We start from the raw sequence: 13,133 nt of genomic DNA on the forward strand, positions 1-13,133 counted from the left end.
GAGGCGCCGGTTGCCAAGCAGCACGGTTGCGCCCTCGACTTGGGCGCTGGCGCCCTTCCCCTCGATATTGGCAAAGTCGCGCGTCTCAGGAAGGGTGATACCGGATGCACCTTCGAGGACCGCCAGCGCAAGCGGGTGGTCGGAGTTGCGCTCGATCGCACCGGCGATGCGAAGCACCTCGTCCCGGGTGATGCCTTCCGCTGTCACTACTTCGACAACATTGGGCCGGCCCATGGTGAGGGTCCCCGTCTTGTCGAACACGATGACGTCAAGCTTGGTCGCATCCTCGAGCGCGCTGGCATTCTTGAACAGGATGCCGTTCATCGCGCCAAGGCCGGTACCGACCATTATCGCCATTGGCGTGGCAAGGCCAAGGGCGTCCGGGCAGGCGATCACGAAAACGGTTATCGTCATGGTCAGCGCAAACAGCAATGTCCCACCCAGAATCCAGTACCAGATGGCGAACGTCGCGAGACCGATCAGAATTGCCGCGAGCACCAGCCACTGCGATGCCCGGTCGGCGAGCAGCTGTGCCGGCGCCTTCGAGTTCTGCGCTTCCTGGACGAGCTTGACGATCTGGGCGAGCGCGGTGTCGGCGCCAACCTTGGTCGCGCGATAGCGGAAGCTACCGCTGCGGTTGATCGTCGCGCCGATCACGGTGTCGCCGGCCGCCTTCGACACCGGCATCGATTCGCCCGTGAGCATCGACTCATCGACCTCAGATTTGCCTTCGAGGATTTCGCCGTCGACGGGAATCTTGTTGCCCGGCCGGATCAGCACAACATCGCCGGCCAGCACCTCGGCGGTCGGCACTTCGACGTCCTTTCCGTCGCGCTGCACGGTCGCCATAGGCGGCGCCAGATCCATGAGCGCGCGGATTGCCTGGGACGCGCCGGCGCGAGCGCGCATCTCCAGCCAATGGCCGAGCAGAATGAAGATGAGCAGGACCGCGGAAGCCTCGTAAAATTGCTGGCCCTTGAACAGGAATGTCGACGCCACGCTGAACAGATAACCGGTGCCGACGCTCAACAGGACGAGCACCGCCATATTCAGCACACCGTTCCGAAGCGCGCGGATCGCGGCGACCACGAAGGGCCAGACCGGATAGAGGATCGCGGCGCTGGCAAGCAGGAACAGGGTCAGGTCGAGACTGAGTCCGAACATCGGTTTCAGAAGGGGATGGTCCAGACCCATTGGCGACAGCGCAAAGATCGGCAGGCCAAAAACGAGGCTGACGATAAACCTGTTGCGCATGTCGCGCGCCATAGCCGCCATGTCCTTGCCGTCGCCATGGCCCATCTCGTGCGCCATGGCGTCGTGTTCGGCCGTCACCGGCTTGCGATCGGGAGCAACCGATCTTGCGGCGACACCATCGGAACGATGATCGGGAGGATGCGTCGCGTCGGGCAAGACAGAGGACTGGGTTGTGCTTCCGATCACGCACACGTGCCGCGGGACGAGCCGGCCGCCGCAATGGAAACCGCATGCCGCGATCTGCTCCTCTATCGCGGTTTCGCTGGTGCGCGCTTCATCAAAGCTGACGGTGACGCTGTCGGAGGCGGCGTTCGCGGAGACCTGCGTCACGCCGGGAACCCGCAGCAACTGCTTTTCGACGCCGAGATGGTCGAGCGATTCGAATGATCCACGCAGATCGAAGGTGGACGTCTTCAAGGCAGGTCTCCGAAATCGAGGCAAGCCGCCGCCGACGTGTCGGCAGCCATAGATGCGCCCGCCGCCAAGGCCTGCGCGTGTCGGCCGGTCATCCCGGCTGACCTATTGCCGCCGATCACCCATGAAGCGCAGCAGGAACAGGAACAGGTTGAGGAAGTCGAGATAGAGCGTCAGCGCTCCCATCACGACCGCCTTACCGCGAAACTCGGTACCGGCCACATCGAAGTAGACGCTCTTGATCTTTTGCGTGTCGAAGGCAGTCAGGCCCGCAAACAGAAGCACGCCGATCGCGCTGACGATGAGATCCAAAGTGGACGACCGCAGGAACATGTTGACGACCATGGCGATGAGCAGGCCGACGACGCCCATGATCAGGAAGGTCCCGAACGCCGACAGGTTCCTCTTGGTTGTATAGCCCCACAGGCTCAAACCTCCGAAGGCTGCGGCCGTAACGAAGAATGTGCGCGCGACACTCACGCCGGTATAGGCGAGGAGGATGGTCGACAGCGATACGCCCATCAGGATCGCATAGGTCCAGAACAGTGCCTTGACGGTGCTCTCGGACAGCCGATTGATACCGAAGCTTAGCGTAAAGACCAGGGCGAGCGGTGCGAAGACCGCTATCCATCCGAGCAGCGTCGGAGTGCCGCTCGCGGCGAAAAACACGGCGCGTATGGCGGCGCTGTTCGCAACCAACATCGCGACGATCCCGGTCAACAACAGACCGCTGGCCATGTAGTTGTAGACTGCGAGCATATATGTTCGCAGTCCCACATCAAAGGCGACCGCGGGGATTGCCGGATTCCTGCCAGCGGTAAGCGGCGATGTGGTCGGTTTCAGCGGATCTGCCATGGCCAGTGCTCCTTCTCGGTGTCGCGGTTTCAAGCTTCAGTCATTTCGGCGAGGCGACCGGCACGTACGTGCAGCCGCGCCGGCCTATACGCCACGCCCCGATGCCGGGCGGACGGCTGAGCGGTTCCCCTGGGATTTGCGCCGGTCCGGCTGGCAGGGAATTCATCGCTGATCCGCTCCTGCGTCACGCTTCGCCCCGAGCAGGCGCGCGAGGTGGGGCACGAACGGTGGAACGGTCTTTGCGTAGCGCCGATAGGCATCATCAAATTCGGCGAGAGCCTCACGCTCCTCGGTCCGCGCCAACCGCAAATACATGACGACGAGGACCGGAAACATCGCAAGCGTCAGGATCGTCGGCCACTGCAGCAGGAACCCGAACATCACCAGAATGAACCCGATATATTGCGGGTGCCGCACATAGGAATAGATCCCCTGGGTCGCGAGCTCGTGGACCTTCTGCGCGTCGTACAGCGCCTTCCAACCCGTCGAGATCAAGATGAACCCGCCGCCGATCAGGATAAAGCTCATGATATGGAATGGCCCGGCATGCGGGTTCGCCCGCCAGCCGAAGAGCATCTCGAGCAGATGCCCGGCATCATGCGAGAACCAGTCGATATTGGGATAATGGCTCTGCAGCCACCCGGACAGGACATAGAGAGTCAATGGGAAGCCGTACATTTCCACGAACAGCGCAACCAGGAAGGCGCTGAACGCGCTGAACGATCGCCAGTCCCGAGTGGTTCGCGGCTTGAAGAAACTGTAGGCGAACAGGATGAAGACCGCTGCATTGACGACGACGAGGCCCCACAGACCATAGGCTTGCGCATGGCCCGTCACTGGCCCTGACCCTCCCGGGGCGAACGACCGGCCCCCGGCTGCGGTGTTCCATCGTGACCATGCCCATGTCCGTGATGCATGAAGAGGTGCATCAGGGGACACGACAGCAGCAGCAGAAAGGGCAGCGCGCCAAGTACATGCGCGCGATGCTCCGTGAACAGCAGCACGAAACCGAGCGCAAGAAAGCCTATCATCACGATGCCCGCGCGCGACGTCAGGAAATTCTTTTTCCCAGTATGTGCCGGTCGTTGCCGTTCCATGATCACGTTTCCTTGAATATAGAACTCGTTAAAAATTGCTGATTGCTCACTTGCGCTGCGCCGTCCTAGGGACGCTGCCAATGACCGATCCAATTGTGGAATGCGGCGAAGAGACCTCCCACGGCTGCGCCGAAGACGATCGACCAGCACAACCCCGCCCCAAGCGCGACGAACGATCCCGGCGGAGCTGTCGTGAACATCGTCACGAACATGTGTGACCCGATCGGACCGAACAAAGTCGCCGCGAGCCAGCAAAGCACGAAGACAGTGGAAAGAGCGGCAGCGCTGCTCGCGGCACATCGTATCACACTGAGCTTGCTTGCATCGGTCATGACGGCTTCCTTTCCCCCCAAATTTGGGCCGGATCGAAGACAGCCACTATACGTATTCCACCCAAGGCTCGGTCGCTCGACCCTGGTCGATGCTGCCGTCAGCGGGAGGCCATCGCCAATGCCGCGGTCCTTGGTGTGACGCCCATGAACCGCCGCATCGTACGAGAGAGATGCGCCTGGTCGCTGAACCCCGCATCCGCTGCGGCTGCCACAAGGGGCGCGCCCGCGCCAAGTGATCGCAGGCCCTGCTCGAGCATGAACCATAGCCGCCAGTGTGAGAGCGGTGCGCCCAACTGCTCCGCGGCAAGCGCACGCAACCGCGGTTCAGAGAGTCCGACAGCGCGCGCGATTTCACCTAGATCGGCTATGTCCACTCGTGCGTCCTTCAGGCGCCGCAATGCCTCGCAAAGGCGCGCGTCGATCGGCGGTGTCGGGCAGGCCGCTGCAAGCTCGTAAAGCGTTCCAGCGAGGTCATCGGAGCTGCGCAACTGCTCGGATAGCGCTGCCGGTGGCGACGCCGCGTCCTTACCGTCCCCAAGCCTGGACCAGGCAATACCCAGCGGGCTGAAGGATCGCGCATAGATCACCCTCGCATGCGTCGCGGTGGGACGAACCGCGTGAAGCGCGCCTGCGCGCACCAGCACGGCAGGTCCAGTCAACGAACCTGCGATCGTCTCGACATGGATCGGCTCGGACAGTCCGACGATCATCTGCGCGGCGAGATGGCGATGGGGTCGGGTGTCGCCGCAACGACCCTCGAACCACGCCCATCCGTCGCCCAGGCGGACATGGCCGGTCCACAAATCGCCATAGCTTGGCATCGGAGCTTACTCCCGTCGCGAAACTGAAGATGCAAGCGAAAGGTTCAAGACTCGGGGTGCTGCGATCGCCATGAAGCACATGGAGGCATAACGGTGAATGACAGTCCAACCTTCGTCCCCGCACTCGGGCTGTCTGGCCTGACGGGCGACTATGACCGGGTGATTGCGGTCATGACCCGCGAGCGTCGGTGGCGCAGCGCATTGCTCGAGTCGATTGCACCCGAGGCGGGCGATGTCATCGTCGATGTGGGCGCCGGCACGGGCTCGCAGCTGATCGCGATCAAACAGGCTGTCCCCACGGCACGCGTGATCGGGGTCGATCCGGATCCTGCCGCTCTCGCGCTGGCGCGGCAAAAGGCACAAACGGCCGGCGTAGAAAGCGAGTGGGTTCGAGGTTTCGGCGACCAGGTCGACGTCCTGGTCGGCACGATCGCCAACAAGATCGTGTCGAGCCTCGTGCTGCATCAATGCGACCTGCCGGTGAAATCGGCCATCCTTCGGGCCATGGCACGAACGCTTTGCCCAGGTGGCCTCGTGGCGATTGCCGATTACGGACTTCAGCGTACCTTGTTGATGCGAACGCTGTTTCGTCAGGTGCAGGCGCTCGACGGCTGGGAGCGCACCGGGCTCAACGCAAAGGGCATCCTGCCGGAGCTCATCGCCGACGCCGGCTTCGAAAATGTCGCCGAAGTTCGCGTCGTCCAGACGCCGACCGGCTCGATCTCGCTCTATACCGGGCGCAAGCCGTTCTGACACCGGGCGGCAAGACGAGACCAACACCCACCCGGCGATGGCTTCGGAATCAGCGAAGCGTCGATGCCTGCGATCAACTGTGGTGCGCAAAGACGCGACGCCCTTCGGGGCCAAAGGCGATGACATCGTAAGGCTGGCCCTTCATGCCTGCCATCTCCATGCCCGGCGATCCCATCGGCATCCCCGCAACGGCGAGCCCGGTGATGCCTTTGGGATGCTGGGCCAGCACGCGCTTCATGTCGGAGATCGGAACATGGCCCTCAAAGGTCATCCCGTCGATGGTGGCGGTATGACAAGAAGCCAGGTCTGAGGGCACGCCGGCACGCCTGCTCAAGCCGGCGCGGCCGGCATCGTCGATGATCTGCACCTGCCGGCCGAACTGCGCGCGTACCTGCGCCGCCCATTTCTCACAGCAACCGCAGCCAGGATCGCGGTGAACCACAATCGGGTTCGCCGCCATCGCTGCGACCGGAACGGCAAGTGCCAAAGCGGCGGCGAGGGTACGGATGCTGATCATGGTAGCTCCTTCGATTTCATGCAGGCGCGTTGCCGGTCGAGCCGATAGCACCACTCTTGCGACACTATATTGCGGGCAAGAAGCGCCTTCACCTGGTCAATTTCCTGTCTCTGGGACCGAATAAACTCATTGCACAGCGCAGCTTTATCCCTCTGGGCCAACATACGGCGCCTGGCGACCTTTCTCAGCGCAACCATCTCTGGGACATGCAGAACATGTTCAGATTGTTGTAGAGCTGCCGAGCCTGTCGTCCACGAAGAACATGACAAGATACATGGCCGTGCTGCCGACTATCGTCTGCACCGCGAGGCTCGCATCCACGTTTTCATCATGTTACGTCCCCTTCGTTGACTCCACTGACAACGCTCAAAACCAGGTCCTCACACCAATGACGAAGCTGGTCGCCTTAATGCGTTCACCATCAGCCCTTGCATAGTCGGCAGTTTTGCCCAGTTTTCGATCGTAGGATACGCCAATGTAAGGCGCAAACTGCCGTCGGATCTCATAGCGCAGGCGCAATCCGAACTCGGCGTTGGAGATTCCAGACCCAATCCGTGTCTCAGGCACGTCCTGCGCGGAGAGATTCAGTTCAATTCGGGGCTGCAGAATGATTCGCTGCGTGATGCGCTGGTCATAATAACCCTCAACACGACCGAGAACTTCACCCTTGTTGGAAAGGAATAGAGCCGCTTCGGTTTCAAACCAATAGGGTGCGAGGCCCTCCACCCCGACAGTAGCGTATGTTCGGGACGGATTGGGCTTGAAATCGTATCGAACGCCAGCTTGGAGGTTCCAATACGGATCGATCGCCCGGCTGTAGAGCGCCTGGACCTCGGCGGTCTCCATGAACGATCCGCCAGGACCGCCAAGGACACCCTCGCCCTCGCTCTTCAGCGTCAACCGATTGACGTCCCCGCCATACCAAGCCTCTCCATCCCAGCGGTAGCCGTCACGCCCATTGCGAACCTGATACTCCGCGATATTGAACATGATTTGATAGAAGGCTTGCCCCCCCTGCTCGTGCATCATAGCCATTCGCGACTGTGTCATCGCAGCGGGCGGGAACTGCCGATCGGCGTAGTGGTCCATGGGAGGCTTTGGCGCAGGGGCATTTCCGGCCGGGAGTGCGGTTCCGGTCATTTCCATGCCCGGCATGGCAGCCATATCGTGGCCACCATGATCCCCGGACATATTCATGCCGGGCATGCTGCCAGCCATCGGTGTAGAACCGCTGTTGCCCATATCCATGCCCGGCATCGCGCCATGGTCCATAGTCGGCGCCGTTGCCGCGGCTGCTGGTCCCGGCTGAGGCATCGCCATTCCAGGCATGGTCGAATGATCCATGCCTTCCATATCCTGGCGAGCCGCGGGCTTTGCCGGGGCCACTCTGACCGGCGCGGCCCTTTTAGGAGCCGGCTTCTTTGCCGCAGGCTTTTTGGCAGGCTTGGGGGAAGCCGGTTTTTTCGCGGGCATCGCCATACCGGGCATGCTGGAATGATCCATGCCCTGCATCGACTGGGCTTGCGCGGTTACCGGAATGGCGAGCAACATCGCCGACCCGCCGAGCAGTGTCGTCAAAACGCGCTTCATGCTGCGTCTCCCTTCGGCCGCACACTGACGACGCGCATCATCCCGGCGTGCATGTGGTAGAGAAGATGGCAGTGGAACGCCCAGTCGCCGACCGCATCAGCGGTAAAATCCCATGTGACCTTCCCGCCCGGCTGCACGATGACCGTGTGCTTGCGCGGCGCATGATCGCCATGACCCGTGACCAGTTCAAAAAAGTGGCCGTGGATATGGATCGGATGACCCATCATGCTGTCGTTGATCAGATTGATCCGAACCCTCTCACCCTCGATGAAGGGGATCGGGTCATGCACATCCGACATCTTCTCGCCGTCGAACGACCACATGAACCGCTCCATGTTGCCGGTGAGATGGATATCGAGACTGCGGTCCGGAGCACGCACGTCAGGATTGCGCTCCAGCGCCATGAGATCCTTGTAAACGAGAACCTTGTGGCCGACATTCTCGAGACCCTGACCGGGCTCTCCGGTGCGGTCCATCGGCATAGGCGAGATCGTCTGCACGCCCGGTGACTTTTTGACCTGCGGCGCTTTTGAAAAGTCACGCATGTTCATCGGCCCCATTTCCATGGAGCCCATATCCATGCCCGGCTGCCCCGCCATGGCGCTGTGATCCATGCCGGCCATCGCACCCCCGCCTGCCGCCATGCCCGCCATATTGGAATGATCCATGCCCGCCATGGCGGTCCCGCCAGGAGCCGCGCCCATGGCCATGGCCCCGGCACCAGCCACCGTCAGCTTCGCCGAGGCATTTTTCTCCGCAGTCGGGTCGACGCCCCGCATCGGCGACATGCCGCCTCCGGACATGTCCATGCCTTCCATGCCCGGCATCGATGACATGTCCATGCCCATGTCTTTCATCGTGGCGAGCGGCCGTTCACGCAGCGGCGGCACTTCGGCCGTCATCCCAGCACGCGGCGCGAGCGTGGCCCGCGCCATGCCTGAACGGTCGATGGCCTCACCGACCAGCGTGTAGGCGCGATCATCGGGCGGAGTAACGATCACGTCGTAGGTTTCAGCCACTCCGATCTGGAATTCTTCGACCATCACGGGCCGCACATTCTGGCCGTCAGCCTGCACCACCGTCAGCGGGAGGCCCGGTATCCGCACATTGAAGGTCGTCATCGCCGAGGCGTTGATGAAGCGCAGCCGGACGCGTTCGCCCGGCGTGAACAGAGCGGTCCAATTGTCTCGAGGCCCGTAGCCATTGACGATGTAGGTATAAGCCGAACCCGTCGCGTCGGAAATATCGGTTGGATCCATCCGCATCTTGCCCCAATCGAGGCGATCCTTCAGAGCCTGGTCGCGCTTGGACAGCAGACCGGCAAGCGTCTGGCGCTGGAAGTTGAAATGCCCGGGGTCCACTTTCATCGCCCGAAAGATCGCTTCTGGCGAAATGGCGCTGTGATCGGCCAGCACGATGACATGCTCGCGGTCATATTTCACCGGGTCAACACCGGCAGGGTCGATCACGATCGGACCATAATGCCCCAGCTGCTCCTGAAGGCCCGAATGGCTATGATACCAATAGGTGCCGTTCTGGATGATCGGAAATTCATAGACAAAAGTGGTTTTGGGCCGAATGCCCGGGAAGGATATACCCGGCACGCCATCGAATTGCGGCGGCACCAGCACGCCATGCCAGTGTATCGAGCTATCCTCATCGAGATCGTTGGTCACATGCAGGCGAACAGTCTGTCCCTCGCGCAGCCGGATCAACGGCGCCGGAACTGTGCCGTTGACGCCAATGGCCCGCATTTTCCGACCGTCGATCGTCATCATCTGCTGAGCAATTTTAAGCTCGATGTCATTGCCGGAAACCGTCGGGAGCGGCGTCGCGATGCCGGTTGATACGGGCTGCGCCCATGCCGGCATCCACGCGGACAATGCCAAGCCACCGCCAGCAAGCGAGGCTCCCCGGATTAAATCGCGGCGGGTCAATACCGGGCTCATGTCGTCTCCCTTGTTCAAAATCAGGCGCAAGGCTCAGCGAACGCCTTATGCACCATACTCTCTGAGGCTTACGCACGACCTGGGCGGACCCCTCATCAATCCGCCAATATTTCCGCGAGCCGGCTTCGAGCCCTGTACAGGCGCGTCTCGACAGCCTTGCCACTGATCGCAAGCGCGGCCGCAGTTTCCGCCTGGGTCATTCCCTCTACCGTCCTCAGCAAGAGTACCTCGCGCAACGGAGCCGAAAGCTGTGCGATCGCCGCATTGAGGCGTGCGAGCTCCATCCTTCCCGAGACCGTTTCATGGGCAGAGGGGCTATCGTCCGGGACCGCTTCGCGCTCCTGCTCTGTTGGACCCGCTCCGAAAGTGAACAATCGCCGCACTTTCTGCCGGCGACGCCAATCTCGGCATTTGTTGATCGCGATGCGCGACAGCCAGGCGCGCAGCGGGCGATCGCCATCATATTTCTGCAAATGGCCGAAGGCGGAGACAAAGCAATCCTGCGTCAGATCAAGCGCCTCGTCCGCGTTGACCACGAGACCGCGAACCAGACGGAAAATCGGTGTCTGATGGCGATGCATAATCTCGGCGAACGCCGCCTGGCGACCACCCAAGGTCAACGCCGCGAGTTCACCGTCCGAACACGCCTTGAGATCCAGACTCACCGTACGTCGTCGGTGAGCGCATGAACCACCGCCTGATCGAACGTCCTGGCCTGATCCGGGCGCAGGATCTGGCGCATGGCGAAGATGTGGCCAAGCGTCTCTTTCTGAAGTTCGCCCATTGCCTGGTGTGATTGATCGACAGCGGCTGTTACCCGCGGACCGTTGCCGTGCTCGGCTTCAATGGCATCTGCAAGCCGTGCGTTGTCGGCCCGCAATTCAAGTTCGAGTGCCCGCCGGCGGACAGCAAAACGCTGTTCAAGAAGATCGATCTGGCTCTTTTGACGAGCGTCCAGATCAAGTTTTCCGTGCAACACCTCATGCAGTTCGACACCCGCAGCCACCGGTTGCGGAAAGAAATACCGGCCCAGAAAGACGCCAGCGACCGCCGCGATAAAGGCCACCACTGCGACCAGCAAAAGCAGCTTGGCCTTCATCGCGATCCCACCAACAGCGTCGATGGCGCAAGCGGATTGGACGGCCCAAATGGAGATAATGTCACGGACGCTTCGGCCGGCGTTGCAAGACCATTGCTGGCGACGCCGAGCAATACAGCGCCGAACGCCGCCACCATGCCAAGGGTCAGCTGCTGCGCGGTGGAAACTTGCGGACGCGCCGCAATGCGCCTGAACACAGCCTCCTCCAGACCGGAAAGCCCTGGGTGAACGGCGTCGGTGCGCAAGCGGCTCAAAAGCCCGTCAAGGTCAATGTTCATCGTCTATTCCCATCATTCGATCTCACCCGTTGGCGCCTGACGACGCTACCCAATGCCTGGTCACCCGGCAGCACGCGACGCGATATCTCGCGCTGACCGACGCAAGTACCCATTCAAGGCGCCGTCTTCGCCATACCTGGCATGTCTTTCATCATCGCATCATGATCTTCCGGCGCGCTGGCGACAGCGGCCTGATATTGCGCAGCCGACATCTTCGGTAGCTGACGAACAAAAGCCACCATATCCCAAATCAAATCGTCGCTGTGCGTTTTCCCCCACGCCGGCATGGCCGTGAGCTTGACGCCATGTTTGATCATCCAGAACTGCTCCTTGGCCGACCTTTGTGGCTCCCGGAATAGCTCTGGGGCTCGTGGATACAGGCCCTGGCTGATCTCTGTCTTCTCGAGGCCCGGCCCTAGATGACAGCCACTGCACATCTCCGTGTAGAGCCCCGCGCCGCTCTCTAGGCGCTTTACATCCATCAGATTGCCAGGGACGACGACATTACGTGCGCGCACAGCGACAGAACGATCCCGGAATTGCTCGATCATCCAGTAGATAGGCCGGCTATGCGGCGAGTCGGCGCCGATGTCATATGCACCGACATACACCACCACACCGCCGACCGCAGCGACGGCGAGTGCCGCGATCGCAAGAAAGGGGCCGCTCGGCAAATGCCGCGGGGCGCCTCGACCCCTCATGGCCTATGAAAATCATCCTCGTTCACCGAACTCAGAAGGTCGGGTGCGGCGCTCGCCTAAGAATTGTGGCGGCATCGTTGAGGGGTCACGGGCGGCCGTGCGTAATTCGAATTGTCGGCAGTACCGCCGCGCATGGAGAAATCGATGTTTCGTAAGACAGTTTTTGCGGTTGCGCTGGCCGCCTCTGCAATCGTAGCCACGGCCGCTCAGGCACACCCCAGGCTGGCGACTGCGATGCCCGCCGCCGACGCGGTGGTCACCGCCCCTACAAAAGTTCAGCTCGTTTTTTCCGAGGCGCTCGTTGCTCAATTTTCCGGCATCGACCTGACCATGACCGAAATGCCCGGCATGAAGATGGGGCCGATGAAGATGAATGGCGTCAAGGTTGCCCTCGCCCCCGATGGCAAGACGCTTGTTGCGACCTTCGCCAAGCCGCTGTCTGCCGGGACGTACAAGGTCGACTATCACATCGTGTCCACCGACACGCATCGCGTCCAGGGCAGCTACACGTTCAAGGTCAAGTAAGGGGTGCCAGACACGGTAGCGACCGCCGTCAGGCTGGGGCTATATCTTGATCTCATGCTCCTGTTTGGGCTGCCGATGTTCGGGCTCTACACGCTGCGCGGGGCCGAGCGGCAATCCGGCTCGGTCCTGCGCTTCCGTCCCGTTCTCGCCACCATCGCTCTGGTCGGCATCGGATTGTCGATCCTGGGCGTCATGGTATTGGCCGCATCGATGGGCGGAGTCGCCATCGGCGAGGTCGACCGCGCGACGGTCAGCCTGGTAATCTCGGGCACGACGATCGGCACCGTTTGGCAGCTGCGTATCGCCGCTCTCCTGTTAGTGTTGTATTTCTCGATCGTGGGATGGCAGCGGCCGACCTTCGCATTGGCTTCGCTCTCGATCACGGCCGCCGTGGCACTTTCTACGCTGGCGTGGACCGGCCATGGAGCCGCCGATGAAGGCGCACTTGGCTGGCTCCACCTGGCCGCAGACATCACCCATCTGCTGGCGGCCGGGACCTGGATAGGGGCGCTATGTGGCCTCTGTCTCCTGATCTTCCGGTCCGCTACGCGCATGGCGGCCGAGCATATCCATCTTTCCCACCGGGCATTGGACGGATTTGCAAGAGTTGGCTCGATTGTCGTCGGCCTGCTGATTGTCTCGGGCCTCGTAAATAGTTGGATATTGATTGGGCCATCGAAACTCGGCGCACTTTTCACCACCCTCTATGGCATCCTGCTTCTAGGCAAGTTGCTGCTTTTCGGTGCGATGCTCCTCCTGGCCGCGGCGAACCGCTTTTTTCTGACGCCGGCGCTCGCGGCTGCGTTGGAGCGCGGAGAGGGCGCAGCCGCAGTCGGAGCATTACGCCGGAGCCTCCTGATCGAAAGCAGTTGCGCAATCGCGATCCTCGCGCTGGTCGCGTGGCTTGGGCTGCTTGCGCCACCAGCATCGGGAATGTGAGTGAGAGAT

Annotated in this window: 16 protein-coding genes; 3 read left to right on the top strand and 13 right to left on the bottom strand. The window is 61.6% G+C overall.

From position 1 onward, the window contains the following. From D0Z70_RS20635 to D0Z70_RS20660, 6 genes are all read right to left on the bottom strand, one after another. The coding region (locus D0Z70_RS20635) for a heavy metal translocating P-type ATPase (protein WP_147418808.1) at positions 1-1,671 on the bottom strand (1,671 nt) is incomplete at its 3' end. A gap of 102 nt (positions 1,672-1,773) precedes the next feature. Continuing rightward, entirely contained in the window at positions 1,774-2,523 is a 750-nt protein-coding gene (locus D0Z70_RS20640; RefSeq protein ID WP_024018180.1) for a Bax inhibitor-1/YccA family protein, read from the bottom strand. 162 nt (positions 2,524-2,685) lie between these two features. Continuing rightward, positions 2,686-3,360, bottom strand: coding sequence for a methyltransferase family protein (locus D0Z70_RS20645; protein WP_024018179.1), 675 nt, complete (start codon positions 3,358-3,360; stop codon positions 2,686-2,688). Then, positions 3,357-3,620 carry a DUF2933 domain-containing protein gene (locus D0Z70_RS20650; RefSeq protein ID WP_024018178.1) on the bottom strand — a complete coding sequence of 88 codons (264 nt, stop codon included), beginning with the start codon at positions 3,618-3,620 and terminating at the stop codon, positions 3,357-3,359. The genes D0Z70_RS20645 and D0Z70_RS20650 overlap by 4 nt, the downstream gene beginning before the upstream one ends. A 65-nt stretch (positions 3,621-3,685) precedes the next feature. Next, positions 3,686-3,952 carry a hypothetical protein gene (locus D0Z70_RS20655; protein ID WP_024018177.1) on the bottom strand — a complete coding sequence of 89 codons (267 nt, stop codon included), beginning with the start codon at positions 3,950-3,952 and terminating at the stop codon, positions 3,686-3,688. 98 nt (positions 3,953-4,050) lie between these two features. Further along, the gene (locus tag D0Z70_RS20660) at positions 4,051-4,773 is read right to left on the bottom strand and encodes an AraC family transcriptional regulator (protein ID WP_024018176.1); all 723 of its coding nucleotides are present in this window, start codon (positions 4,771-4,773) and stop codon (positions 4,051-4,053) included. A 93-nt stretch (positions 4,774-4,866) separates the two neighbouring features. Here D0Z70_RS20660 and D0Z70_RS20665 point away from each other — a divergent pair, with 93 nt between their 5' ends. After that, complete coding sequence (locus tag D0Z70_RS20665; protein ID WP_024018175.1) at positions 4,867-5,526, top strand: class I SAM-dependent methyltransferase; 660 nt, start codon at positions 4,867-4,869, stop codon at positions 5,524-5,526. Between the two features lie 73 nt (positions 5,527-5,599). On the opposite strand, the gene D0Z70_RS20670 is transcribed toward D0Z70_RS20665, so the two are convergent. The 7 genes from D0Z70_RS20670 to D0Z70_RS20705 form a co-directional block, all read right to left on the bottom strand. Continuing rightward, positions 5,600-6,043, bottom strand: a complete 444-nt coding sequence (locus D0Z70_RS20670; protein ID WP_088181983.1) for a DUF411 domain-containing protein — start codon at positions 6,041-6,043, stop codon at positions 5,600-5,602. A gap of 366 nt (positions 6,044-6,409) precedes the next feature. Continuing rightward, positions 6,410-7,633, bottom strand: a complete 1,224-nt coding sequence (locus tag D0Z70_RS20680; protein WP_031308582.1) for a copper resistance protein B — start codon at positions 7,631-7,633, stop codon at positions 6,410-6,412. Beyond that, positions 7,630-9,582, bottom strand: a complete 1,953-nt coding sequence (locus tag D0Z70_RS20685; RefSeq protein ID WP_024018170.1) for a copper resistance system multicopper oxidase — start codon at positions 9,580-9,582, stop codon at positions 7,630-7,632. The genes D0Z70_RS20680 and D0Z70_RS20685 overlap by 4 nt, the downstream gene beginning before the upstream one ends. A 95-nt stretch (positions 9,583-9,677) precedes the next feature. After that, positions 9,678-10,247, bottom strand: coding sequence for an RNA polymerase sigma factor (locus D0Z70_RS20690; RefSeq protein ID WP_024018169.1), 570 nt, complete (start codon positions 10,245-10,247; stop codon positions 9,678-9,680). Next, positions 10,244-10,681, bottom strand: a complete 438-nt coding sequence (locus D0Z70_RS20695; protein WP_024018168.1) for a periplasmic heavy metal sensor — start codon at positions 10,679-10,681, stop codon at positions 10,244-10,246. Before D0Z70_RS20695 ends, D0Z70_RS20690 begins: the two co-directional genes overlap by 4 nt. Then, entirely contained in the window at positions 10,678-10,959 is a 282-nt protein-coding gene (locus D0Z70_RS20700) for a hypothetical protein (protein WP_024018167.1), read from the bottom strand. Before D0Z70_RS20700 ends, D0Z70_RS20695 begins: the two co-directional genes overlap by 4 nt. A 113-nt stretch (positions 10,960-11,072) precedes the next feature. Then, complete coding sequence (locus tag D0Z70_RS20705) at positions 11,073-11,633, bottom strand: c-type cytochrome (RefSeq protein WP_239019059.1); 561 nt, start codon at positions 11,631-11,633, stop codon at positions 11,073-11,075. A gap of 171 nt (positions 11,634-11,804) precedes the next feature. Here D0Z70_RS20705 and copC point away from each other — a divergent pair, with 171 nt between their 5' ends. Together copC and copD are read left to right on the top strand one after the other, a co-directional pair. After that, positions 11,805-12,185 carry a copper homeostasis periplasmic binding protein CopC gene (copC, locus tag D0Z70_RS20710; RefSeq protein ID WP_031308579.1) on the top strand — a complete coding sequence of 127 codons (381 nt, stop codon included), beginning with the start codon at positions 11,805-11,807 and terminating at the stop codon, positions 12,183-12,185. 3 nt (positions 12,186-12,188) lie between these two features. Beyond that, positions 12,189-13,124 carry a copper homeostasis membrane protein CopD gene (gene copD / locus D0Z70_RS20715; protein WP_031308578.1) on the top strand — a complete coding sequence of 312 codons (936 nt, stop codon included), beginning with the start codon at positions 12,189-12,191 and terminating at the stop codon, positions 13,122-13,124. The last annotated feature ends 9 nt before the right edge of the window (positions 13,125-13,133 follow it).

The organism is Sphingobium terrigena (assembly GCF_003591655.1).
In the GTDB taxonomy this organism is placed as follows: Bacteria; Pseudomonadota; Alphaproteobacteria; order Sphingomonadales; family Sphingomonadaceae; genus Sphingobium; species Sphingobium terrigena.

Coding starts and splice junctions, on each gene's coding strand:
- D0Z70_RS20640 (WP_024018180.1), bottom strand. CDS start 2,523: ATGGCAGATCCGCTGAAACCGACCACATCGCCGCTTACCGCTGGCAGG.
- D0Z70_RS20650 (WP_024018178.1), bottom strand. CDS start 3,620: ATGGAACGGCAACGACCGGCACATACTGGGAAAAAGAATTTCCTGACG.
- D0Z70_RS20655 (WP_024018177.1), bottom strand. CDS start 3,952: ATGACCGATGCAAGCAAGCTCAGTGTGATACGATGTGCCGCGAGCAGC.
- D0Z70_RS20660 (WP_024018176.1), bottom strand. CDS start 4,773: ATGCCAAGCTATGGCGATTTGTGGACCGGCCATGTCCGCCTGGGCGAC.
- D0Z70_RS20670 (WP_088181983.1), bottom strand. CDS start 6,043: ATGATCAGCATCCGTACCCTCGCCGCCGCTTTGGCACTTGCCGTTCCG.
- D0Z70_RS20680 (WP_031308582.1), bottom strand. CDS start 7,633: ATGAAGCGCGTTTTGACGACACTGCTCGGCGGGTCGGCGATGTTGCTC.
- D0Z70_RS20685 (WP_024018170.1), bottom strand. CDS start 9,582: ATGAGCCCGGTATTGACCCGCCGCGATTTAATCCGGGGAGCCTCGCTT.
- D0Z70_RS20695 (WP_024018168.1), bottom strand. CDS start 10,681: ATGAAGGCCAAGCTGCTTTTGCTGGTCGCAGTGGTGGCCTTTATCGCG.
- D0Z70_RS20700 (WP_024018167.1), bottom strand. CDS start 10,959: ATGAACATTGACCTTGACGGGCTTTTGAGCCGCTTGCGCACCGACGCC.
- copC (WP_031308579.1), top strand. CDS start 11,805: ATGTTTCGTAAGACAGTTTTTGCGGTTGCGCTGGCCGCCTCTGCAATC.